The organism is Massilia sp. IC2-477 (genome assembly GCF_020707265.1).
GTDB lineage: Bacteria > Pseudomonadota > Gammaproteobacteria > Burkholderiales > Burkholderiaceae_D > Telluria.
In genome coordinates this window covers 222,837-243,580 of the sequence record NZ_JAJFEQ010000004.1, presented here as the reverse complement: position 1 = coordinate 243,580, position 20,744 = coordinate 222,837, and the positions used below count along the sequence as shown (strand labels likewise).

The 20,744-nt window shown below is 68.0% G+C and carries 21 protein-coding genes; 14 read left to right on the top strand and 7 right to left on the bottom strand.

Annotation, left to right across the window (positions count from 1 at the left end; translation table 11 throughout):
* The first annotated feature begins 32 nt into the window (after positions 1-32).
* From LK542_RS09920 to LK542_RS09895, 6 genes are read left to right on the top strand one after another with little or no spacing between them, the layout of a single operon-like run.
* Positions 33-1,241 (top strand): TolC family protein, encoded by a 1,209-nt coding sequence (locus LK542_RS09920; RefSeq protein WP_227811784.1) that lies wholly within the window; start codon positions 33-35, stop codon positions 1,239-1,241.
* The gene (locus LK542_RS09915) at positions 1,238-1,795 is read left to right on the top strand and encodes a hypothetical protein (RefSeq protein ID WP_227811783.1); all 558 of its coding nucleotides are present in this window, start codon (positions 1,238-1,240) and stop codon (positions 1,793-1,795) included. The genes LK542_RS09920 and LK542_RS09915 overlap by 4 nt, the downstream gene beginning before the upstream one ends.
* The gene (locus LK542_RS09910; RefSeq protein WP_227811782.1) at positions 1,792-2,901 is read left to right on the top strand and encodes an efflux RND transporter periplasmic adaptor subunit; all 1,110 of its coding nucleotides are present in this window, start codon (positions 1,792-1,794) and stop codon (positions 2,899-2,901) included. Before LK542_RS09915 ends, LK542_RS09910 begins: the two co-directional genes overlap by 4 nt.
* 7 nt (positions 2,902-2,908) lie before the next feature.
* Positions 2,909-6,007: an efflux RND transporter permease subunit gene (locus LK542_RS09905; RefSeq protein ID WP_227811781.1), complete on the top strand. Its 3,099-nt coding sequence runs from the start codon at positions 2,909-2,911 to the stop codon at positions 6,005-6,007.
* 23 nt (positions 6,008-6,030) lie between these two features.
* Positions 6,031-6,399 carry a hypothetical protein gene (locus LK542_RS09900; protein WP_227811780.1) on the top strand — a complete coding sequence of 123 codons (369 nt, stop codon included), beginning with the start codon at positions 6,031-6,033 and terminating at the stop codon, positions 6,397-6,399.
* Positions 6,400-6,426: 27 nt separating this feature from the next.
* Positions 6,427-6,777, top strand: a complete 351-nt coding sequence (locus tag LK542_RS09895; RefSeq protein ID WP_227811779.1) for a DUF3147 family protein — start codon at positions 6,427-6,429, stop codon at positions 6,775-6,777.
* Here the strand turns inward: LK542_RS09895 and LK542_RS09890 are convergent.
* Complete coding sequence (locus LK542_RS09890) at positions 6,774-7,205, bottom strand: hypothetical protein (protein ID WP_227811778.1); 432 nt, start codon at positions 7,203-7,205, stop codon at positions 6,774-6,776. The two genes, LK542_RS09895 and LK542_RS09890, sit on opposite strands and share 4 nt — an antisense overlap.
* Before the next feature lie 112 nt (positions 7,206-7,317).
* Here LK542_RS09890 and LK542_RS09885 point away from each other — a divergent pair, with 112 nt between their 5' ends.
* The 6 genes from LK542_RS09885 to rnk all read left to right on the top strand — a co-directional run bounded on the left by LK542_RS09885 (position 7,318) and on the right by rnk (position 13,550).
* Positions 7,318-7,644 (top strand): TfoX/Sxy family protein, encoded by a 327-nt coding sequence (locus LK542_RS09885; RefSeq protein ID WP_227811777.1) that lies wholly within the window; start codon positions 7,318-7,320, stop codon positions 7,642-7,644.
* 271 nt (positions 7,645-7,915) lie between these two features.
* A complete protein-coding gene (gene paoA, locus LK542_RS09880) occupies positions 7,916-8,578 on the top strand; it encodes an aldehyde dehydrogenase iron-sulfur subunit PaoA (RefSeq protein ID WP_227811776.1) in 663 nt (220 codons plus the stop codon).
* The gene (locus LK542_RS09875) at positions 8,575-9,537 is read left to right on the top strand and encodes a xanthine dehydrogenase family protein subunit M (RefSeq protein ID WP_227811775.1); all 963 of its coding nucleotides are present in this window, start codon (positions 8,575-8,577) and stop codon (positions 9,535-9,537) included. The genes paoA and LK542_RS09875 overlap by 4 nt, the downstream gene beginning before the upstream one ends.
* Before the next feature lie 14 nt (positions 9,538-9,551).
* A complete protein-coding gene (locus LK542_RS09870) occupies positions 9,552-11,810 on the top strand; it encodes a xanthine dehydrogenase family protein molybdopterin-binding subunit (protein WP_227811774.1) in 2,259 nt (752 codons plus the stop codon).
* 93 nt (positions 11,811-11,903) lie between these two features.
* Entirely contained in the window at positions 11,904-12,845 is a 942-nt protein-coding gene (locus LK542_RS09865) for a hypothetical protein (protein WP_227811773.1), read from the top strand.
* A gap of 297 nt (positions 12,846-13,142) precedes the next feature.
* Positions 13,143-13,550: a nucleoside diphosphate kinase regulator gene (gene rnk / locus LK542_RS09860; protein WP_227811772.1), complete on the top strand. Its 408-nt coding sequence runs from the start codon at positions 13,143-13,145 to the stop codon at positions 13,548-13,550.
* Here the strand turns inward: rnk and LK542_RS09855 are convergent.
* The 5 genes from LK542_RS09855 to LK542_RS09835 form a co-directional block, all read right to left on the bottom strand.
* A complete protein-coding gene (locus tag LK542_RS09855) occupies positions 13,495-14,256 on the bottom strand; it encodes a phosphatase PAP2 family protein (RefSeq protein ID WP_227811771.1) in 762 nt (253 codons plus the stop codon). The two genes, rnk and LK542_RS09855, sit on opposite strands and share 56 nt — an antisense overlap.
* Entirely contained in the window at positions 14,237-15,874 is a 1,638-nt protein-coding gene (locus tag LK542_RS09850; RefSeq protein WP_227811770.1) for a phosphoethanolamine--lipid A transferase, read from the bottom strand. Before LK542_RS09850 ends, LK542_RS09855 begins: the two co-directional genes overlap by 20 nt.
* Before the next feature lie 88 nt (positions 15,875-15,962).
* On the bottom strand, positions 15,963-17,168 hold the full coding sequence (locus LK542_RS09845; protein WP_307728961.1) for a HAMP domain-containing sensor histidine kinase: 1,206 nt from the start codon (positions 17,166-17,168) through the stop codon (positions 15,963-15,965).
* Between the two features lie 4 nt (positions 17,169-17,172).
* Entirely contained in the window at positions 17,173-17,886 is a 714-nt protein-coding gene (locus LK542_RS09840; RefSeq protein WP_227811768.1) for a response regulator transcription factor, read from the bottom strand.
* 31 nt (positions 17,887-17,917) lie between these two features.
* Positions 17,918-18,355, bottom strand: coding sequence for a hypothetical protein (locus tag LK542_RS09835; RefSeq protein WP_227811767.1), 438 nt, complete (start codon positions 18,353-18,355; stop codon positions 17,918-17,920).
* Positions 18,356-18,541: 186 nt separating this feature from the next.
* Here LK542_RS09835 and LK542_RS09830 point away from each other — a divergent pair, with 186 nt between their 5' ends.
* Together LK542_RS09830 and gluQRS are read left to right on the top strand one after the other, a co-directional pair.
* The gene (locus LK542_RS09830; RefSeq protein ID WP_227811766.1) at positions 18,542-19,018 is read left to right on the top strand and encodes a nuclear transport factor 2 family protein; all 477 of its coding nucleotides are present in this window, start codon (positions 18,542-18,544) and stop codon (positions 19,016-19,018) included.
* A 123-nt stretch (positions 19,019-19,141) separates the two neighbouring features.
* Positions 19,142-20,053, top strand: a complete 912-nt coding sequence (gluQRS, locus tag LK542_RS09825) for a tRNA glutamyl-Q(34) synthetase GluQRS (RefSeq protein WP_227811765.1) — start codon at positions 19,142-19,144, stop codon at positions 20,051-20,053.
* Here gluQRS and LK542_RS09820 read toward each other — a convergent pair.
* Positions 20,046-20,636, bottom strand: a complete 591-nt coding sequence (locus LK542_RS09820) for a CHRD domain-containing protein (protein WP_227811764.1) — start codon at positions 20,634-20,636, stop codon at positions 20,046-20,048. The two genes, gluQRS and LK542_RS09820, sit on opposite strands and share 8 nt — an antisense overlap.
* Between the last annotated feature and the right edge of the window lie 108 nt (positions 20,637-20,744).

Below are 20,744 nucleotides of genomic sequence, written 5' to 3'. Positions count from 1 at the left end.
GGTAGATCTCGACTGTCACCGATGGAGAACACATGCGCATCCGCCGCCTGTCCCTTTGCTTTCTCGGTGCCGCGTTCGCCCTGCCATGCTGGGCGCTCGCCGCACCACCTGCAACACTCAAACAAGCCGTCGACGGCGCCTGGCAGCGCGTGCCCGACGCCCGCACGATCGAAGCGCGCCAGGAAGAAGCCGCGGCCGCCCGCGCCACGGCCGGCTCCTGGCTTGCCACCGCGCCCACGCTCGGCCTGTCCCAGCGCCGCGACGAGAGCGGTTCCGAGCGCGCACAGCGCGAATCGGAGATTTCCGTCTCGTCCTCGTTCTGGCTGCCCGGCCAGAAGTCGGCGCGCGAAGCGCTCGCCGCACGCAGCAGCGATGAAGCGTCCGCCCAGCTGACGGCAACCCGCCTGGCCGTGGCCGGCCAGGTACGCGACCGGATGTGGGAAGCGGCCGCCGCCCAGGTCACGCTGGAAGAAAAGCAGGACCACCTGCACCACCTCGAAGGGCTCGCGCATGAAGTGCGGCGCCGCGTCGGGGCAGGCGACCTGGCGCGCAGCGACGGCTTGCTGGCCGATCAGGAAGTGCTGGCCGCGCGCATCGAGGTCGGCAAGGCCCGCACCAATGCCGCCGAGACGCTGGCCCGTTTCCAGGTCCTGACCGGGCTGCCGGAACTGCCGGCGCTGGAGCCGGAAGCGCTGCGCGAAGGCGATGTCCCCGCCAACGCGAGGTTTAGGGCGGCCCAGGCTTCCGAGCAGCGCGCCCGCGCCGCCTTGCGCCTGGCAGAAGCCAATCGATCCGCGCCGCCGACCATCGCGCTGTCGGTGCGGCGCGAAGACGAACGCCAGCTGCGCGAACCGGTGCGCAGCGTCGGCCTGGGCCTGCAGGTCCCGTTCGGCAGCGCCGCGCGCAACCGCGCCGTCGAGGCCCAGGCCAGGACCGTGATCGCAACAGCAGCTGCCGAAGCGGCCGAGGCACAGGCCGCCAGCGGCGCCGGGCTCGCCGTCGCCCGCGCGCGCCTGGCCAATGCCAGGGCGGCGCTGGACGATGCGATCGCCCGCGCCAAGGCCCTGCACGAGCACACCGAGCTGTTCGAGAACGCCTTCCGCCAGGGCGAGCGCGGCCTCGCGGACCTGCTGCGCTCGCGCGCGCTGACCCACGAGGCCGACGTCGCCGTCGCCCAGCAACAAGTCGCAGTCGGGCACGCCCATGCGCAACTCAATCAAGCATTAGGAATCCTTCCATGAAAACCCTGATTTTCTTCTTCGCCGCCATGCTCGCCATGTCGCAGGCGGTGGCCGGCCCAGGCGCGCACGGGCCGAACGGCGAGCACCTCGACGCTCCGGCAGCAAGCACCGGCGCCGCGCTGCCGCGCATCGAAACCTTCACTGAAGCCTTCGAGCTGGTGGGCCAGCTCTCCGGCGGCGAACTGTCGATCATGATCGACCGCTACGAGACCAACGAGCCGGTCCTGAACGGCGTGCTGGAAGTCCAGTACAAGAACCTCAAGGTGAAAGCGAGCTTCCACGCCGACATGGGCGACTACGCGGTCGACGATCCGGCCCTGCTCGCCGCGCTGTCGAAGCCGGGCGCGCACCCGCTGCTGTTCACCTTCGTTGCGGGGGAGGAGAGCGATTTGCTGGAAGGGACGCTGCAGGTGGTGGAGGCCGCCGAAGGCCTCGACCATGATCATCCGCATTCGTCATGGTGGCCCTGGCTGCTGGCGGCCGTCGCGGCGGCCGTCCTGGCCGTGGCTGTGTTCGTCGTACGCCGCCGTCAACGCAAGGGAGCCGGAGCATGAAACATCGCATCGTGATCGGCATTCTCGCCGCCTTCTGCGCGGCTTCCGTGCTGGCCTCGCCGGGCGCGCATGGTCCCAACGGCGAACACCTCGACGAGAAGTCGGGCGGTACGGCCAGCGGACTGGCGCGCCTGCCGGACGGCAGCGTCAACGTGCCGAAGCTGGCGCAGCGCCGCATGGGCGTGCGCACCCTGATGGTGAAGGAAGGCGAGTATGCACGCACCGTGCTGCTCAATGGCCGCGCCGCGATCGACCCGAACGCGGGCGGCCGGGTGCAGGCGCCGTTTGCCGGGCAGGTGGCGCCGGGCCCGAACGGGCTGCCGGTGGCCGGCCAGCGCGTCGCAAAAGGGCAGGTGCTGGCGCGCCTGCGCCCGATCGGCGAGGCCATCGAACGCGGCAACCAGGCGGCCGAACTGGCCGGCCTGCGCGCCAGCCGCGAACTGCTGGCCAAGCGCGTCAAGCGCCTCGAATCGCTGGAGGGCGTGGTGCCGGCCAAGGAAATCGAAGCGGCCCGCGCCGAGCTAGCGGCCACCATCGGCCGCGAGCGTGCGGTGTCCCGGTCGATCGGCGGCGTCGACAACATCGTCGCACCGAGCAGCGGCGTCATTGCCAGCGCCGCGGTGCTCAATGGCCAGATGGTCGAGCCGCGCGAGCTGCTGTTCGAGATCGTCGACCCGCAGCGGATGCTGGTCGAAGCCCTGGCGACCGATGCTTCACTGGCGCGGCGCATCAGCAGCGCGCGCCTGCTCGAAGTCGCGGACGCCGAACTGACCCTCGTGGGAGGAGGGCGCAGCCTGCGCGAAGGCGCGCTGCCATTGAACTTCCGTGCGCGCGGCAAGGCGCTCGACCTGGCGGTCGGACAGCCGGTGACGGTGCTGGCGAGTCTCGATACCAAGGTGAAGGGCATCGCGCTGCCGGCGGCGGCGCTGGCGCGCAACCAGGCCAATGAGACCGTGGTGTGGATCAAGTCCGGCGCCCAGCGCTTCATCGCGCTGCCGGTAGAGACGACGCCGATCGATTCCGCTACGGTGATCGTGACCAAGGGGCTCAGCCCCGACAACCGGGTTGTTGTCAGCGGCACCTCCCTGATCAACCAGATCCGGTAGGCCGCGCATGTTTAATACAATCGTTCGTTTCAGCCTGCGCAACCGCCTGTTCGTGCTGGCGGCGGCGCTGCTGCTGATGGTCTACGGCGCATTGAGCGCATGGCGCACCCCGGTGGACGTGTTCCCCGACCTGAACAAGCCGGTGGTGACGGTGCTGACCGAGGCCGGCGGCATGGCGCCCGAGGAGGTCGAGCAGCTGGTGTCCTTCCCGATCGAGACCTCGCTCAACGGCATGCCGGGCGTGACGCGGGTGCGTTCGGTGTCCGGCGTGGGCCTGTCCATCGTGTACGCGGAGTTCGACTGGGATACCGACATCTACCGCAACCGCCAGCTCGTCTCCGAGCGCCTCGGCCTGGTCAAGGAACAGCTGCCCGGCGGCCTGGCGCCGATGATGGGCCCGGTGTCCTCGATCATGGGCGAGATCATGCTGATCGCGCTGCCGATCGACGTGGCCAGGACCGACCCGATGAAGGCGCGCGAGTACGCCGACTTCGTGCTGCGTCCGCGCCTGCTGTCGATTCCCGGCGTGTCGCAGGTGATTCCGATCGGCGGCGAAGTGCGCCAGCTGCGCGTGCAGCCGGATACCGCGCGCATGGCGCAGCTCAAGGTCTCGCTCGAGCAGGTGACAAGTGCGCTGCGCGGCGTCGCGGCCAATACCAGCGGCGGCTTCATCGACCTGAACAACCGCGAGTACCTGATCCGGAACCTGGGGCGCACTACGCGCCTGGAAGACATCCGGGGCCTGGCGGTGGCCTACCGCAACGGCTTGCCGGTGCTGCTCGAGCAGGTGGCGAGTGTGTCTTACGCGCCCGCCTTCAAGCGCGGCGACGCCGGCATGAACGGCAAGCCTGCGGTCATCGTCAGCGTGCAGAAGCAGCCGACGGGCGACACCGTGCGCCTGACCCGCGACATCGAGGGCGCGCTGGCGGAACTCAAACAGGGACTCCCGGCCGGCATTTCGCCGCCCGTGGTGCTGTTCCGCCAGGCGAACTTCATCGAAGCCGGCGTCGGCAACGTGGTCGAGGCGCTGCGCGACGGCGCCATCCTGGTGGCGATCGTGCTGTTCGCCTTTTTGCTCAGCGCCCGCACCACCCTGATCTCGCTGGTCGCGATCCCGCTGTCGCTGGCGGTGACGGCGCTGGCCTTCCACCTGCTCGGCCAGTCGATCAACGTGATGACGCTGGGCGGCCTGGCGATTGCCATCGGTGAGCTGGTGGACGACGCGGTGGTGGACGTCGAGAACATCCTGCGCAGGCTGAAGGACAGGGACAAGACCGGGCACTCGGTGCTGGAAACCATCTGGCATGCATCGGTCGAGGTGCGCTCGGGCATCGTCTACGCCACTGTGATCGTGGTGCTGGTGTTCATCCCGCTGTTCGCGCTGCCGGGCATCGAGGGGAGGCTGTTCGCGCCGCTGGGCATCGCCTACATCGCCTCCATCCTCGCCTCGATGCTGGTGTCGATGACGGTCACGCCGGTGCTGGCCTATTACCTGCTGCCGAAGATGAAGCGCCTGCAGCACGGCGACAGCCCGATCGTGCGCCGCCTGAAAGCCTGGGACACGGCACTGCTCGCCTGGTCGCTGCCGCGCATCCGCCTGGTGCTGGCGAGCGCGCTGGTGCTGGTGGTGCTGGCTGCCGCCTCGGTGCCCTTCTTCCCGCGCAGCTTCCTGCCGGCCTTTAACGAAGGCTCGCTGGTGATGAGCCTGACCTTCACGCCAGGCACTTCGCTGGCCGAGGCCAACCGCATGGGGGCGCTGGCCGAAACCCTGATCGCCCAGGTGCCGGAAGTCACCCGGGTGGGGCGCCGCACCGGCCGCGCGGAACTCGACGAGCATGCCGAGGGCGTGCACTCGTCCGAGATCGACGTCGACCTCAAGCCTTCCGAACGCAGCCGCGAAGAAGTCATGGCGAGCATCCGCAACCAGCTGTCCGTGATCCCGGCAACGAGCGCGATCGGCCAGCCGATCTCGCACCGCCTGGATCACCTGCTGTCCGGCGTGCGCGCCCAAGTCGCCGTGAAGATCTACGGCGACGACATCGACACGCTGCGCGGCCTGGCCGAAGGCCTGCGCGGACGCCTCGCCGGGGTGCCGGGCCTGGTCGACCTGTCGGTCGAACGCCAGGTCTTGATTCCGCAGGTGAAGCTGCGTATCGACTACCGCAAGGCGGCCCAGCACGGCCTGGCCGCGGGCGACGTGCTGCAGGCGCTGCGGTCGCTGTCGGAGGGCACGCGCGTGACCCAGGTCATCGATGGTGCGCGCCGCTACGACCTGGTGCTGCGCCTCGCGGATGCCGACCGTTCGCCGCAGGACCTGGGCCGCGTCATGCTCGACAGCCCGGCCGGACAGGTGCCGCTGTCCAGCATCGCCACGGTGGAAGAGGGCGACGGCCCGAACCAGATCGGCCGCGAGAACGGGCGCCGCCGCATCGTCGTGTATGCGAATACGGACGGCTCCAACATGTCGCACATCATCGACGACGTGCGCCAGGCGGTGGCGGCAACCCGGCTCCCGGGCGGCTACTTCGTCAGCGTGGAAGGCCAGTTCCAGGCGCAGGAACAGTCGCAACGGCTGATCGTGGGCCTCTCGCTGGCTTCCCTGGTGATGATCTTCCTGGTGCTGTATTCGCGCTACCGTTCCTCGACCCTGGCGCTGGTCATCATGGGGAACATCCCGTTCGCCCTGGTCGGCAGCGTGATTGCGATGTGGACGGCCGGCGTGTCGCTGTCGGTGGCCTCGATGGTCGGCTTCATCACGCTGGCCGGCATCGCCACGCGCAACGGCATCCTCAAGATCAGCCATTACATCAACCTGTGCAAGTTCGAGGGCGAGACCTTCGGATGGCCGATGATCGTGCGCGGCTCGATCGAACGCCTGACGCCGGTGTTGATGACGGCACTGGTGGCCGCCTTCGCACTGACCCCGCTGCTGCTGGCGGCGGACGCGCCGGGCAAGGAGATCCTGCATCCGGTGGCGGTGGTCATCTTCGGCGGCCTGATCAGCTCGACGCTGCTCGATTCGCTGCTGACGCCCCTCATCTTCTGGAAGCTGGGGCGGCGTCCGTTGGCGCGGCTGCTGGCCGACAAGGGCAGCGAAAGCTATTAATTCTTAACTTTTGGAGCATGAACATGAAGAAGATCTTTGCAGTAGCAGCAATTGCGGCCGGCGTCGCCCTCTCTGGCCAGGCCCTCGCGCACGGCGCCAAGCCGAAGCACGGTGGCGTCGTGCAGACCGCGGGCGACCTGTCCTTCGAGCTGGTCGCCAGGGACGGCACGATCCATGTCGACGACCATGGCAAGGACAAGCCGACCGCGGGCGCGACCGGGACCCTGACGGTGCTGAAAGGGACGCAGAAGACCGAGTGGCCGCTCGAATCGGGCGGCAACAACACCCTGGTCGTGAAAGGCAAGGCCAAGCTGGAGAAGGGCAGAAAGGCCGTGGCGCTTGTCAGCTTCGCGGACAGGAAGACCGTCAGTGTGCGCTTTTCGGTGAAGTAAGCTGGCTGCCCATAGGGAGGAGCATCGATGAAGTGGATCATTACCAAGTACCTGCTGACGGCTGCCGTCGTCGTGCTGGTATCCGAAACCGCCAAGCGCAGCGACCGCTTCGGCGGCTTCGTCGCGGCGCTGCCGATGATTACGATCCTGACCCTGGTCTGGCTATATGTCGAGAACCAGCCGCAGGCCAGGATCGCCAATCACGCCTGGTACACCTTCTGGTACGTGGTGCCGACCCTGCCGATGTTCCTGGCCTTCCCCTGGCTGCTGCCACGGATCGGGTTCTGGTGGACCCTGGGTGCATCCGTCGTAATCACGGTGGTGTGCTTCGGGCTCTTCGCGCTGCTCGTCAAGCGCTTCGGGATCGTCCTGCTCTAGCGGGTCCAATTGCACTTGCCCCTGAAGACGGCGGCGCCCCAGAAGGGCAAGGCGTAGATGCCGCCCACGCCTACTGCGAAGTCGCCGAAGATGGTCTTGACGACGGTGCTGTGCGGCTGGTGCCTGAGCGGGTCCGGACCCAGGCAGTGCGGCTTGGCGGCCAGCGCGAACTTGCGCGCAAACTCGCGATAGGGGCCGCCGCTCAGCGCCTGTCCGCTCATGGGCGTCGAGCTGTCCGGCATCTCTTCGAGGGTGGCGCGCACCGCGGCGCGGATCGCCTCGTCGCTCGGCCGTGCGCCCGGTGGTGGCGCCTGCTGAGGGGCGGGCAGGGCGAAGGGATCCTGCAGCGGGTCCCTGACCACCGGCGGCGCGTCCGCATGGGCGGCAAATGCGAGGGGCAGGAAGAGCGTCGGGTGCCAGGCTTTCATCTAGGTGTCGTGAAGTGGATGAGCTGCTGACTGTATCCAAAAGGTTTGGCAGAATACTTATGGGTGCATGAAGGCTAGATAGATTATGAGCAGTGAATAAGGAGGGGAATGGATGGCAACGGAACAGAGCTTCGTGGACTACGTCGCCGAGGTGGCCGGGCTGGGCAGCCGCCTGACGCACAAGAAGATGTTCGGCGAGTACGCGCTCTACCTGGACGGCAAGGTGGTCGCCTTCGCCTGCGATAACAGCCTGTACATCAAGCCGTCGAAGGCCGTGGCGGCGCTCGCCCCCGACCTGCCGCAGGGCCCGCCCTACCCGGGCGCCAAGGATTATCCCATCGCCGACGAGCTGCTCGACGATCCGGAGGCGCTGCGCCGCCTGCTCGAAGACACCGCGGCGCTGATGCCGCTGCCGAAGCCAAAGAAGCCCAAGGCCTGACCGGCTCTCCCGCCAGTCGATTCAGTACACCCTGTACTGACAAGTGGCTCGTATTCATGAGCCACATTCATAAGCCCTTGCAATTTTCGCACCAAAAACGGGCATTTCCATCCCCTACAATCGATAGCCGGCCGCGCAAGCGAACTGCACGCCCCGAAAATTAGAAAAGCGTTATGTTCTTGGCTTCGGCCGCGCGCGCGTTTTCGTCAAATCGGAATACGGCGTCGCTGCGTCACCGCTCATATTGCCCATGTCCAAGAAAGGAAGAACGATGCCCGAGTTCGATCCAAACAGGCGGCAGCTGCTGAAGGCCTCGACCGTCGCCGTCGGCGGCGTCGCAGTAAGCTCCCAGTTCGCGGCGCCTGCCGAAGCTGCACCCGCCGCCCAGCCGGCCAACTCCACCCAGGCGACCACCATGAACGTCAGGCTGAAAGTGAACGGCATCGAGCACCAGCTGCAGGTCGATCCGCGCACCACGCTGCTCGATGCGCTGCGCGACCGCCTGCACCTTACCGGCAGCAAGAAAGGCTGCGACCAGGGCCAATGCGGCGCCTGCACCGTCCTGATCGACGGCCGCCGCAGCACCTCCTGCCTGACCCTGGCCGTGATGCAGGAAGGCCACGAGATCACCACCATCGAGGGCCTCGGCACCCCGACCAACCTGCACCCGCTGCAGCGCGCCTTCATCAAGCACGACGGCTACCAGTGCGGCTTCTGTACGCCGGGGCAGATCTGTTCGGCCGTGGGCATGCTGGAAGAGATCCGTTCGGGGGCGCCGAGCCACGTCACGGCCGACCTGAACGCCAGCCCGCAGGCCAGCGACATGGAATTCCGCGAGCGGATGAGCGGCAACCTCTGCCGCTGCGGCGCCTATTCGAACATCCAGGAAGCGATTGCCGAGGTGGCCGGGCTCACTGCGGGAGGCAAGCGATGAAAGCCTTTACCTACGAACGGGCCAGGACCCCGCAGGAGGCGGCGGACGCCGCCGCGCGCCACCCGAACGCGCGCTTCGTTGCCGGCGGCACCAACCTGCTGGACCTGATGAAGCTCCAGATCGAAACGCCGGCCCACCTCATCGACGTCAATGACCTGGCGCTCGACCGCATCGAGCCGACCCAAAATGGCGGCCTGCGCATCGGCGCTCTGGTGCGCAACTCGGATCTGGCGGCCGACCAGCGCGTGCGGCGCGACTACGGCGTGCTCACGCGCGCCCTGGTGGCCGGCGCCTCGGGCCAGCTGCGCAACCAGGCGACCACCGCCGGCAACCTGCTGCAGCGTACCCGCTGCCCCTATTTCTACGACACCAACGTCCCCTGCAACAAGCGTAAACCAGGCAGCGGCTGCAGCGCCATCGGCGGCTTCACGCGCCTGCATGCGATCGTCGGCCAGAGCGACGCCTGCATCGCGACCCATCCGAGCGACATGGCGGTGGCCATGCGCGTGCTGGACGCCCAGGTGGAGACGGTGGCGCCGGGCGGCGCGACGCGCGTGATCCCGATCGCCGACTTCCACCGGCTCCCGGGCAATACGCCGCACATCGACCACAACCTGAAACCCGGTGAGCTGATCACCGCGGTAACGCTGCCGCCGCCGGTGGGTGGTGCGCAGAGCTACCGCAAGGTGCGCGACCGCGCTTCGTATGCCTTCGCGATCGTGTCGGTGGCGTCCATCGTCCAGCGCGACGGCAGCGGCCGCGTGGCGCTGGGCGGCGTGGCCCACAAGCCGTGGCGCGTCGAAGCGGCGGAAGGCGCCTTCGCGCGCGGTGCGCAGGCGGTTGCCAGTGGACTGCTTGCCGGCGCCCGCACGACCGAGGACAACGCGTTCAAGGTGCCGCTGGTCGAGCGCACCCTGGCCGCGGCCATTGCGGACGCAAAAGCGGACGCTAAAGCTTGAGGGAAGGGACAGCCATGAAATTCAACGAACCAGCCACTACCAACCCGATCGACCAGCTCAAGGTCGTGGGCCAGCCGATCGACCGCGTCGACGGTCCCCTCAAGACCACCGGCACTGCGCCCTATGCGATGGACCGCCACGACGTGATGCCGAACCAGGCGCATGGCTATGTGATCGGCTCGGCCATCCCGACCGGGCGGATCGTCTCGATGGACCTGGCGGCGGCCAAGGCCGCGCCGGGCGTGATCGCGATCGTCACCGCGCAGAACGCGGGCAAGCTCACCAAGGGCAACTTCAACACCGCCATGCTGCTGGGCGGGCCGCGCGTCGAGCACTACCACCAGGCGGTGGCGCTGGTGGTCGCCGAAACCTTCGAGCAGGCGCGCGACGCCGCCTCGCTGGTGCGCATCAAGTACGAACGCGACAAGGGCGACTTCGACCTGAAGGCGGTGCAGAACAAGGCCATCGCGCCGAAGAAGGAAGCGGCCGAGACCAAGGTCGGCAACTTCACTGGTGCCTTCGCCTCCAGCCCGGTGAAGCTGGATGCCGAATACCACACGGCGCACGAATCGCACATGATGATGGAGCCGCATGCGAGCGTGGCGGCCTGGGACGGCGACCAGCTCACCGTGTGGACCTCGAACCAGATGATCGCCTGGGCCAAGGGCGACCTGGCCAAGACCCTGGGGCTGCCGAAGGACAAGGTGCGCGTGCTGTCGCCCTACATCGGCGGCGGCTTCGGCTCCAAGCTGTTCCTGCGCGCCGACGTGGTGTTGGCGGCACTGGGCGCGAAAGCAGCGCGGCGGCCGGTGCGGGTGCCCCTGCAGCGCGCGCTGATCCCGAACAACACCACGCACCGCTCGGCGACCCTGCAGCGCATTCGCATCGGCGCCACGCGCGAGGGCAAGATCACGGCGATCGCCCACGAAAGCTGGTCCGGCAACCTGAAGGACGGCTCGCCGGAAAATGCCGCGACCCAGACCCGCTCCCTGTATGCGGGCGAAAACCGCATGACCGCCAACCGCGTGGCCTTCATGGACCTGCCCGAGTCGAACGCGATGCGTGCGCCGGGCGAGGCGCCAGGCCTGGCGGCGCTGGAAATCGCGATGGACGAGATGGCGGAAAAACTCGGCATGGACCCGGTACAGTTCCGCATCGTGAACGACACCCAGGTGGTGCCGGACAATCCCGAGAAGCCCACGTCCAACGACCCGCAGTCGAAGAAGCCGGAGAAGGAAAAGCACAATCCGCATCCGCCGTTCTCCAAGCGCCAGTTCATCCAGTGCCTGCAGACCGGAGCCCAACGCTTCGGCTGGGATCGTCGGCAGGCAAAACCCGCTTCGGTCCGGGACGGCCGCTGGCTGGTCGGCATGGGCATGGCCTCGGCCTTCCGCGACAACCTGCTCACCAAGTCGGCAGCGCGCGTGCGCCTCGACCGGCGCGGCATCCTGACGGTGGAAACCGACATGACCGACATTGGCACCGGCAGCTACACCATCATCGCCCAGACCGCGAGCGAGATGATGGGCGTGCCGCTGGAGCGGGTGCGGGTGCGCCTGGGCGACTCGAGCTTCCCGGCCTCCTGCGGCTCGGGTGGCCAGTGGGGCGGCAACAACTCGTGCGCGGGCGTGTACGCCGCCTGCGTCAAGCTGCGCGAGATGGTGGCGCGCCAGGCCGGCTTCGAGCCGGAGCGCGCGATCTTCGCCGATGGCCTGATCCGCGCGGGCGAGCGCAGCCTGCCTCTGGCGCAGGCGGTGGGAGAGCGCGAGCTGGTGGCCGAGGACATGATCGAATACGGCGACATCAACACGCGCTTCCAGCAGTCGACCTTCGGCGCCCATTTCGTGGAAGTCGGCGTGGACGCGGTGACCTGCGAAGTACGCATCCGCCGCATGCTGGCGGTGTGCGCGGCAGGGCGCATCCTGAACCCGAAGACGGCGCGCAGCCAGGTGATCGGCGCGATGACGATGGGGGCGGGCGCGGCGCTGATGGAAGAGCTGGCCGTCGACAAGCGGCTCGGCTACTTCGTCAACCACGATCTCGCGACCTATGAGGTGCCGGTGCATGCCGACATTCCGCACCAGGAAGTCATCTTCCTCGACGAGACCGACCCGATGTCTTCGCCGATGAAGGCCAAGGGCATCGCGGAGCTGGGCATCTGCGGCGTGGCGGCGGCGATCGCCAACGCGGTGTACAACGCGACCGGCGTGCGGGTGCGCGAGTATCCGATCACGCTCGACAAGCTGATCACGAAGATGCCTCTGTCCGTGTGATGCTGCGCGCATTGTCACCCCGGTGACAATGCGCGACATTCTCCGCTTGTGCTTCTGCTATCCTCTCGCGCTTCGATGTCACGCGCTCCATGCATGAAGCAAGCCCTCACTGCCGCCACTCCCGATTCCGTTCGCCGTCTCGACTGGTTCCAGCTTGCCGCCGGCTTTGCGCTGCTGGCCTGCCTGGTGATGGTCTGGCGCTGGGGCGGCACCGTCGCCGATTCCCAGGCCTATTACGACACCGCGCGCTGGCTGCGCGGCGAGATTCCGGCCAGCAGCCTGGTCGCGCCCTTCCCGTACCGCATCCTGGTGCCGGCGCTGGCCTCCCTCATTCCCGGCGACCTGCGCAACGGCTTCGCGATGCTGAACTGGGTGCTGGTGACGCTCGGGGCCGGCCTGATGTCGGCCTGCGTGCTGCGCGCGGGGCTCGGCCAGGGCCGCGCGGTCGCCGCCGGGCTCATGATGATCGTCTCGGTGCCGACCTTCTGGTTCGCGCCCTACCTGGTGGTGGATCCGGGCTCGGTCTGTGCGCGCGCCGCCTTCGTGCTGGCGGTGGTCTCTGGCCAGCCCTGGCTGGCCGCTGGCGCGGGCCTGCTGGGCACCGCCGTGCGCGAAGAGAACATCCTGCTGCTGGTGTGGCTGGTCGCGATGCGCCGTATCGCCTTTTTCCCTGGCCTGGCGGTGCTCGCCGCGGCAGGCGCCTGGATCGTGGCGGTGCGCTGGTGGCTCGTCACCGGCCTGCCGTCCTACACCTGGGCGCCGCGCTGGGAACAGGTAGCGCATGCGCTGGGCGACTGGCGTTCGCTGGCCACCATCGTCGGCAGTGCCATCGTCGTGGTGCCGCTGGCGCTACGCGGCTGGCGCGTGGCGCCGCCCGTGCTGCGGCCGATCGCCGGCCTGCTCGCGCTGATGGCGCTGCCGCCGCTGTATGCGGCGCTATGCGTGCGCGTCGACGGGCGTGCGGTGTGGGGACTGTATCCCTTCCTGGTGCCCTTCGCCGCCTGCGCGCCGCTGGCCTGGCGACTATCCCGTTGACGGATTCGTCACAGGGGCTATACTGGCCCCATGAACCCACCACGCTTCATGTCGCCGCGTAATGCCGCCTGCCAGCAGGGCAGGGGCTTTGCCGCGTCCGTCGAGCGTGACTGCGCCGCCGTTGCGCGAGCGGTGCAACAGTCGTCCCGTAACCTCGCCTGGCTCGTCCAGGCTCGGTGAGGAACACTGCCAGCGTTTTTCCGTCCTCCCGAGCCTGACCCTTCCCGATACCTGCGGCCGCCGCGCGACCGCCACGATTCAATCGCCCTCAAGCAGGGGCACCATCAGGAGTGAACAATGAAACCTTCTATCCTCGTCTCATGGCTGGACATGGACCGCCTCGACCGCATGCTCGACGCCTTGCCGGCCGCCCAGGCCGGCGCGCGCGACGCGCTGCTCGATGAACTGGGCCGCGCCGGCCTGGCTGAACCCTGGGAAATGCCGGCCGACGTCGTCACCATGAATTCGCGCGTGCGCTTTGCCTTCGACGGCGCCGACGAAGAAGTGACGATGACGCTGACCTACCCCAAGGACATGAACGGCAACCCCGAGCAGCTCTCGATCCTGACCCCGGTCGGCACCGCGCTGCTGGGCCTGAAGGTGGGCGACAGCATCCGCTGGCAGCGTCCGGACGGGGCCATGTTCGACGTCAGCGTCCGCGGTATCGAATACCAGCCGGAACGCGACGGCCAGTATCACCGCTGAGCATCACCACCAGCGCCAGCACGATGGCGCAGGCGATCCAGGCCGACCACAGGGTATGGCTCAGGAAGTGCGCGCCGCGCATCTGCTGCATCCATCCCAGCGCCAGCCCGGGCGCCAGGCACAGGGCCAGGCCCCGCCACGCCCGCCGCGCGGGTCCCGGCAGCCAGAAGACCACCAGCGACACCAGCCACAGGGCGCTCGACGCATGGCCCGCGGGCAGGCAGTGGCCTGGCAGCACGCCGGCGGGCAGCGCCTCGAACAGGCGCACATACGGCTGCGCGCCGCCGTAGCGCGCCAGGTCCCAGGGACAGTGCGCATTGCTCGACTGCTTGAGCAGGCTGACGACCAGCGGCACCAGGACGGCGGACCAGGCGACTACGCGCAGCCGCAGGCGCGCCAGCGGCCGGTCGAAGGCCCGCTGCGGCCAGATCGTATCGCCGATGGCGAGCGCGATGATCACGCCGGCGCACACGCTCAGCGCAGTCTTGGCGATGCGGTGACTGAAGGTCGCCGTCAGCCAGGCTTCACGCCATGGAAAGCCTGCCGTCACCCGGTCGTACTGCGCGTCGGCCAGCCACAGGTCGGCGTCGGTCCAGGCGCCCAGCGCAAGAATCAGCAGCGCGGCCAGCGCCAGCAGGGCGCCGAGCCGGAGCGCCGTCGTTCCACCCAGCAGCCTGTCCTGCGCCTCAGTTGCGGACACAGGCATGGAACAGGTCGAGTTTCGGATTCAGGACGGCGGTTTCGACATTCAGCATGCCGAGCACCGAGTGGAACACATTGTCGTGCGAGAGCGGCTGGTCGCGGCGCGCCTGCAGGCAGGCGCGGTCGATGCGGAAGCGCTGGCTGAAGCCATCCGACATCCACAGCATCATCGGCACGTGGGTCTGCTCGCTCGGAGCGAACAGGTAGGGCGCACCGTGCAGGTACATATTGTTCTCGCCCAGGGACTCGCCGTGGTCCGAGAAGTACAGCATCGAGGTGTCGACCTCGGATTCACCGGCGGCCTTGCGCAGCAGGGCGATGGTCTCGGCCAGGAAGCTGTCGGTGTACAGGATGGTGTTGTCGTAGGCGGCGACGATCGACTCGCGGGTGCAGGTTTCGAACTCGCTGCTGGTGCACACCGGCCCGAAGCGGCCGAAGCCGGCCGGGTAGCGGTGCGCGTAGGCTGGCCCGTGGCTGCCTTTCTGGTGCAGCACGATGACCAGGTCCTGCTTCGATTGCCGGATCAGCGCGGGCAGGCCCTCGAGCAGGTCTTCGTCGTAGCACTCGTCCTCGCTGCAATGGCGGCTACCGGCGCCAGGGCTGGACACGTCGACGAATTCGACGCGGTCGCACACGCCCTTGCAGCCGGAATTGTTGTCGCGCCAGAGAACGCGCAGGCCCGCGTGCTTGAGCACGTCGAGCAGGCCCTCCTGGTGTTTGGCGCGGGTGTCGTCGTAGCGCTCGCGCGTCATCCCCGAGAACACGCAGGGTACCGACACCGCCGTGGCCGTACCGCAGGACTGGACCCGTGCAAAGTTGATCAGGCCTTGTTCGCTCGCCAGGCGCGGGTTGGTATCACGCGCATAGCCGTTGAGCGAGAAGTTGGCGGCGCGCGCCGTCTCGCCGACCACGATCACGGTGACGGTGCGCTTCGTCTGCCCCGCCCAGTGCTTGCCCTTGACGGCGTCGCGGCCGATCTGCTGCAGCGGTACCGGCGTGCTCCAACGGTTGTGGAGGTAGCCGTTGAGCGCCTGCACCGCATTGGTCGGCGTGAGCAGGTAGCGCAGTTCGCGGTGCTCGCGCACCGTGGGCGCCAGGGTCTTGAACATCAGTACCAGCAGTACGGTGGACAGCGCCAGCGCAGCGGCGACGGTACCGGCGCGCTGGGCCAGGCCACGCGCGCCTTGGGGGAAGCGCAGCTGCGCACGCGCCACCAGCAGCGAGGGCAGGCCCCCGGTCAGGGCGACGAACAGCAGCATGCGCCAGTTCAGCAGCTCCGCGGCCTCACGCGTGTCGGTTTCAAACAGGCTCTGGATGATCGCCTTGTCGATCACGACGCCGTATTCGTTGATGAACCAGGCAGAGGCCGACGCAGTCAGCAGGAAAACGATCAGGGCCGGCTTGACGACGAAGCGGAAGCTGAAGGGCATCAAGAGTGCGTAGAACAACAGCACGACAATGGCGAAGCTGCCCGCGAGCAGCGGCAGCCGGGCGAGCGAAAAGCCGCCGACCGCGTGGACGAAATCGGACCAGAAATTGAAGTTGCCGATGGTGGCAAGCAGCAGGGCGACGGAAAAGACGAGCAGGTTGGCGCTGATGCGCCGGGACAGGAGGTTTTGCACTGGTATCACTTCTGGAGCGCGCAGCCGGACTGGCTGCGATACCCGTGCAGGATACGCAGCAGCGCGTCAGCAGCTCGTCAGCAGGCCGTTAAGCCGGTGTGAACGTGATCGTGAAGCGGCTGCCGCCTTCCGGGCGCGCCTGGTAGGCAAAGCCGGCACCCAGGAAGTCGCAGATGCGGCGCGCCAGCGCGAGACCAAGCCCGGTGCCGCCCGAGCCGCTGGACGGCACGCCGGCGCCGCTGCCGAGCGTGGCGACGACAGCCGGCGGCAGGCCCGGCCCGGTGTCCTCGACCACCACCTGGCCCGGCAGCAGGCGCACCACCACTTCGCCGCGGTCGGTGTACTGGCAGGCATTGCGCACCAGGTTGCCGATGGCGGCCGCGCACAGTTCGCGCGGGGCGCGCACGGCCAGCGCCGGACCGTCGACGAAGCGCAGGCTAAGCGGCTTGCCGGCCACCAGGGCGCGGTACTTGTCGACTTCGTCTTCGGCGATCTGCTCCAGCGCCACCGGCGCCAGCGTGCCGAGCTGGGGCGCGCGCGCCAGCAGCAGGAGCACGGTGACGCATTCGGCCGCTTCGCGCGCTGCGCGGTAGATGCGCTCGGCGGGCGCACGCACGGCGGGCGAGGATTCCTGCATCAGGATCTCCGCGGCGCCCATGATCACGGTGAGCGGGCTGCGCAGCTCGTGGCTGACGTCGCCCGTGAAGTAACGCTCGCGGTCGAGGAAGGCGCGCAGTTCGCTGGTATGGGCTTCCAGCGCGCGTGCCAGCACGCCCAGTTCGTCCTTGCGGCCGGTGAGGGCGGCAGGCACCGCGTCGCTGCCGACCGCCTGCGCCAGTTCGCTGATCGGCGTGACCACGCGCGTGCCCAGGAAGCCGCCCAGCAGCAGCGCCAGCAGCACGAAACCGGCGAACACGGTGGCGAACATCGAATACACCACCAGCTCGATCTTGTCGTAGTCGCTCTCGTGGTCGACCAGCACCCAGTTGCCGCCCGTGTCGTGGCCGGCCAGCACATGCAGGCGGGTGGTGCCGACGTCGACCTTGTGCACGCCGTCGGCCAGGCCGCGCAGCGTGGCCGGGATCGCTTCGTTGCGCTGGAAGCGCAGGCCGGCCGGCATGTCGACGTCGAGTCCGGCCGCCTGGCGCGGCGCGGCCCAGGCCACGGCAGCCTCGAGGCGCTTGTCCACCAGCTGCACTTCGATGCCCTCCACCGCCAGCGCCGCGATAAAGGCGAAGAAGGCGGAAGCGCCGAGGCCGAACAGGACAAAGGCGACGACGATGCGCCGCTTCAAGGAGTCAGCCGGCCGCATCGCGCTGCGCGTGGGGCTTGGGATCCGGCTGGACCAGCTTGTAGCCGACCCCGGCCACCGTCTGCAGCATCGGCACGGCGAAAGGTTTGTCGATGGCCTGGCGCAGCGCGTGGATGTGGGTGCGCAGGGCGTCGCTGCCGGGGCGGTCTTCGCCCCAGACGGCCTGCTCGAGGGTTTCGCGCGTGACGATGCGCGGCGCCGCCGCCAGCAGGCAGCGCAGCAACACGTAGCCGGTCTTGGTGAGCTGCACCGGCACGCCGGCGCGGGAGGCTTCCTGCATGTCGGGGTCGTAGCTGAGCTCGCCGAAGCGCAGGGTGCTGTGGACCGCATGGGTAGACGCAGCGCGCCGCACCAGCGCCTTCAGGCGCACTTCCAGCTCCAACAGAGAGAAGGGCTTGACCAGGTAGTCGTCGGCGCCGCTGTCGAAGCCGGCCACCTTGTCGGGCAGGCTGTCGCGCGCGGTGAGCATCAGCACCGGGGTCGATTTGCCGAGCTCGGTGCGCAGCTTCTGGCACAGTTCGAGTCCGTTCAGGCCGGGCAGCATGACGTCGAGGACGATGACGTCGTAATCGTTTTCCGAGGCCAGCGCCAGCCCGCCATAGCCGTTGCGGGCGGAATCGAGCTGGTGGCCCTTCGGTTCCAGGAAACCGTAGAGGTTGGCGAGGATGTCCGGGTGGTCTTCGACGATGAGGATGCGCATCCGCCTATTCTAGTGCACTTGCACGCCGGCTTCAGCCATGGCGATAGCTGAGGCCACGGTAGGCGCGGCACCAGATGGCGAAAAACTCTTCGCCGCTCACCGTCGGCCGGTATTCACTGGATGCAAGCACCCGCCGCAGCAGTTCGGCATCCTGCCAGTCGAGTCGCGCAAGCGGATGGGCCCAGCGCGGCCGGCCCGTGACGCGGCCGAACAGCAGCCGCGGCAGCAGCACCAGGACGCAGGTAGGCATGCACAGCGGAACGAGGAAGCCCCACCATGGCCCCCAGGCCAGGCCCAGCACAACCGCTGTCAGGAAAGAGGTCGCCACGGTAGCGAGGTAGAGCGGGCGTCCCTGGCGCTCTAGCCAGTCGGGCGGGTATTTGCGCGCGAGCCGGCACGCGATGCCTTCCAGCACCATCAGCTGCTGGAGCGACAGGGCATCGGGATGGACGTGCAGGGGCTGGTTCACTGCTCGGCGCCTCGCAAAAGTTGTTGAACGAACCACATGTCTTCCAGAGGAAGGGTAGAGCGGCGACTGTTAAGAACGCGTTAAGAACGAGCTAAGGGAACAGGGGTGGCAGCGTTGGCAAAGTGTCTGCTTTGCATTACCGTGGGGGCGTTTGACGGTTTGATGACAACGCTACCGAAAGAGACCATGAAACGAATCCTTGCCGCCGCCTGCCTGGCCCTGAGCCTGTCCGCCACTGCCCATGCCGCCACCGATGCTGTTCTGACGAAACAGGTCAATGCCTTTGTCGACGAATGGCACGACGACGCGGCGCACGCGCGCATGGCCTATTTCGACAAGATGGCCGAGGACGGCGTCTATATCGGCACCGACCGTACCGAGCTGTGGCGGCGCGACGAGTTCAAGGCCTGGGCCAGGAAGTTTTTCGAACGCAAGTCCGCCTGGAGCTTCAAGGCCACCCGCCGCAACGTGTACGCCTCGCCCGACAAGTCGGTGATCTGGTTCGACGAGCTGCTCGATACCCCAAACATGGGGCCGTGCATGGCGAGCGGGGTGATCCGCAAGACGGCCAAGGGCTTCGAGATCGTGCACTACCAGCTGTCGATGGCGGTGCCGAACGAGGTGGCGGGCAAGGTCACCAAGCTGATTGCCGAAGGAAAGTAGCGTGGGCAGCTCTGCTGCCCACGCGGTGATAAGCAGCGGCTCCGCTATCGTGCCGGATGATCTTGCCTTCAACTATCACCGCGTGGGCGGGAAACCCGCCCACCCTACGGGTATCATTGCCGGATGAAGCAAGAGAACATCACTTACATCGGCCGCTTCGCCCCATCGCCCACCGGTCCGCTGCACGCCGGCTCGCTGGTGGCCGCCCTGGCCAGCTACCTCGACGCGCGCGCCCACCACGGGACCTGGCTGGTGCGAATTGAAGACATCGACGAGGGCCGCAGCGTGCCAGGTGCGGCCGAAGGCATCCTGGCGCTGCTGGCCCAGCTCGGCATGCATGCCGACGGCGAGATCGTCTGGCAGAGCCGGCGCAAGCACCTGTACCAGGCCGCCGCCGACACCATCGCGGCCCATACCTATCCCTGCGGCTGCAACCGGCGCGAGATCGCCGATTCGCGCCTGGGCGTCGCGCCGGACGGCGCCGCGATCTACCCCGGCACCTGCCGTTTCGGCCTGCAGGAGGGCCGCAGCATGCGCAGCCTGCGCCTGCGCGTGCCCGAGCCAGGCTACGACGTGATCGGCTTTACCGACCGATTCGCCGGCGAGATCACGCAGCGCCTGCACGGCGAGTCGGGCGACTTCGTCCTGAAGCGCGCCGACGGTTTCTGGGCCTACCAGCTGGCGGTGGTAGTGGACGACGCCGAGCAGGGCGTCACCGACGTCGTGCGCGGGGCCGACCTGCTCGACTCCACGCCGCGCCAGATCTTCCTGCAGCGCGTGCTCGGGGTGCCGACGCCGCGCTACCTGCACGTGCCGGTGGTGCGCAACGAGAACGGCGAGAAGCTGTCGAAGCAGACCGGTGCGCTGGCGGTGGCGCCGGGGGACGAAGCGGCGGCGCTGGAAGCCTTGCTGCAGGCCGCACGCTTCCTCGGCCTGCCATTGGAAAAGCCGGCATCGCTGGACGCCTTCTGGCGCACGGCGATACCGGCCTGGAGCCAGCTGCTGGCCGGGCGCGAAGGCGCGGCGCTCACCTGATCTCGCTGGGCCGGCGGCGCGACAGCACCGCCAGTCCCAGCAGGCCGGCCCCGAGCATCCCCCAGGTCGCCGGTTCCGGAATCGGCGCAGCCACGACGAAGCCGCGGATTTCGCCGTTCGGGTACTGGGTCGTGTGGATGTTGAGGTAAGCCTGGTTCCCGTTTATGGCATCGAGCAGCGCCGCGCTGGCCGCTGTCGGGGTGCCGCCGAACGACGCCAGGAAGGCCGGCTCGTAGACCGCGGGGTCGCCGAGGTCGAAGGTGTACGAATAGTCGCCGGCGGTGACCATCATCGGGAAGTCCACCAGCGTGATGGCCGGGGGCGCGACGCCGGTGAAGGCTTCAGTCGTGCAGCAGTGGATGTGGGCCACGGTGGTTCCGGCAAGCAGGTCGCGGAAGGGAACCTCGGCCCGCAGCAGCGAACCGTCGATCTCGAAGGTCGCGACGCTCGAGCCTGGCGAGCCGTTGGGCGGCGACTCGGCCGGGCCGCTCGACACGGCACGGTAGATGTCGGCGCCCTGGGCCGCAGGTGCGAGCGCCGCCGTGGAAGCGGCCAGCGCAAGCGCCGTCAGTACTTTTTTCATGGCAGTCCTCCTGACTAGGAAAGATCCCGGGACACACCCGGCGGGTGTGCTGCAGAAAAAAGTAGCGCAACAGATTCCGCACGGTCCACACCGTACGGGTAATAAAAG

Excerpts from the sequence above, each read along its gene's own strand:
- LK542_RS09900 (WP_227811780.1), top strand. The coding sequence starts at position 6,031 with ATGAAGAAGATCTTTGCAGTAGCAGCAATTGCGGCCGGCGTCGCCCTC.
- LK542_RS09895 (WP_227811779.1), top strand. The coding sequence starts at position 6,427 with ATGAAGTGGATCATTACCAAGTACCTGCTGACGGCTGCCGTCGTCGTG.
- LK542_RS09840 (WP_227811768.1), bottom strand. The coding sequence starts at position 17,886 with ATGCGCATCCTCATCGTCGAAGACCACCCGGACATCCTCGCCAACCTC.
- LK542_RS09905 (WP_227811781.1), top strand. The coding sequence starts at position 2,909 with ATGTTTAATACAATCGTTCGTTTCAGCCTGCGCAACCGCCTGTTCGTG.
- LK542_RS09885 (WP_227811777.1), top strand. The coding sequence starts at position 7,318 with ATGGCAACGGAACAGAGCTTCGTGGACTACGTCGCCGAGGTGGCCGGG.
- LK542_RS09910 (WP_227811782.1), top strand. The coding sequence starts at position 1,792 with ATGAAACATCGCATCGTGATCGGCATTCTCGCCGCCTTCTGCGCGGCT.
- LK542_RS09865 (WP_227811773.1), top strand. The coding sequence starts at position 11,904 with ATGAAGCAAGCCCTCACTGCCGCCACTCCCGATTCCGTTCGCCGTCTC.
- LK542_RS09830 (WP_227811766.1), top strand. The coding sequence starts at position 18,542 with ATGAAACGAATCCTTGCCGCCGCCTGCCTGGCCCTGAGCCTGTCCGCC.
- paoA (WP_227811776.1), top strand. The coding sequence starts at position 7,916 with ATGCCCGAGTTCGATCCAAACAGGCGGCAGCTGCTGAAGGCCTCGACC.
- LK542_RS09915 (WP_227811783.1), top strand. The coding sequence starts at position 1,238 with ATGAAAACCCTGATTTTCTTCTTCGCCGCCATGCTCGCCATGTCGCAG.
- LK542_RS09920 (WP_227811784.1), top strand. The coding sequence starts at position 33 with ATGCGCATCCGCCGCCTGTCCCTTTGCTTTCTCGGTGCCGCGTTCGCC.
- LK542_RS09875 (WP_227811775.1), top strand. The coding sequence starts at position 8,575 with ATGAAAGCCTTTACCTACGAACGGGCCAGGACCCCGCAGGAGGCGGCG.
- LK542_RS09855 (WP_227811771.1), bottom strand. The coding sequence starts at position 14,256 with ATGCCTGTGTCCGCAACTGAGGCGCAGGACAGGCTGCTGGGTGGAACG.
- LK542_RS09890 (WP_227811778.1), bottom strand. The coding sequence starts at position 7,205 with ATGAAAGCCTGGCACCCGACGCTCTTCCTGCCCCTCGCATTTGCCGCC.
- gluQRS (WP_227811765.1), top strand. The coding sequence starts at position 19,142 with ATGAAGCAAGAGAACATCACTTACATCGGCCGCTTCGCCCCATCGCCC.
- rnk (WP_227811772.1), top strand. The coding sequence starts at position 13,143 with ATGAAACCTTCTATCCTCGTCTCATGGCTGGACATGGACCGCCTCGAC.
- LK542_RS09820 (WP_227811764.1), bottom strand. The coding sequence starts at position 20,636 with ATGAAAAAAGTACTGACGGCGCTTGCGCTGGCCGCTTCCACGGCGGCG.
- LK542_RS09870 (WP_227811774.1), top strand. The coding sequence starts at position 9,552 with ATGAAATTCAACGAACCAGCCACTACCAACCCGATCGACCAGCTCAAG.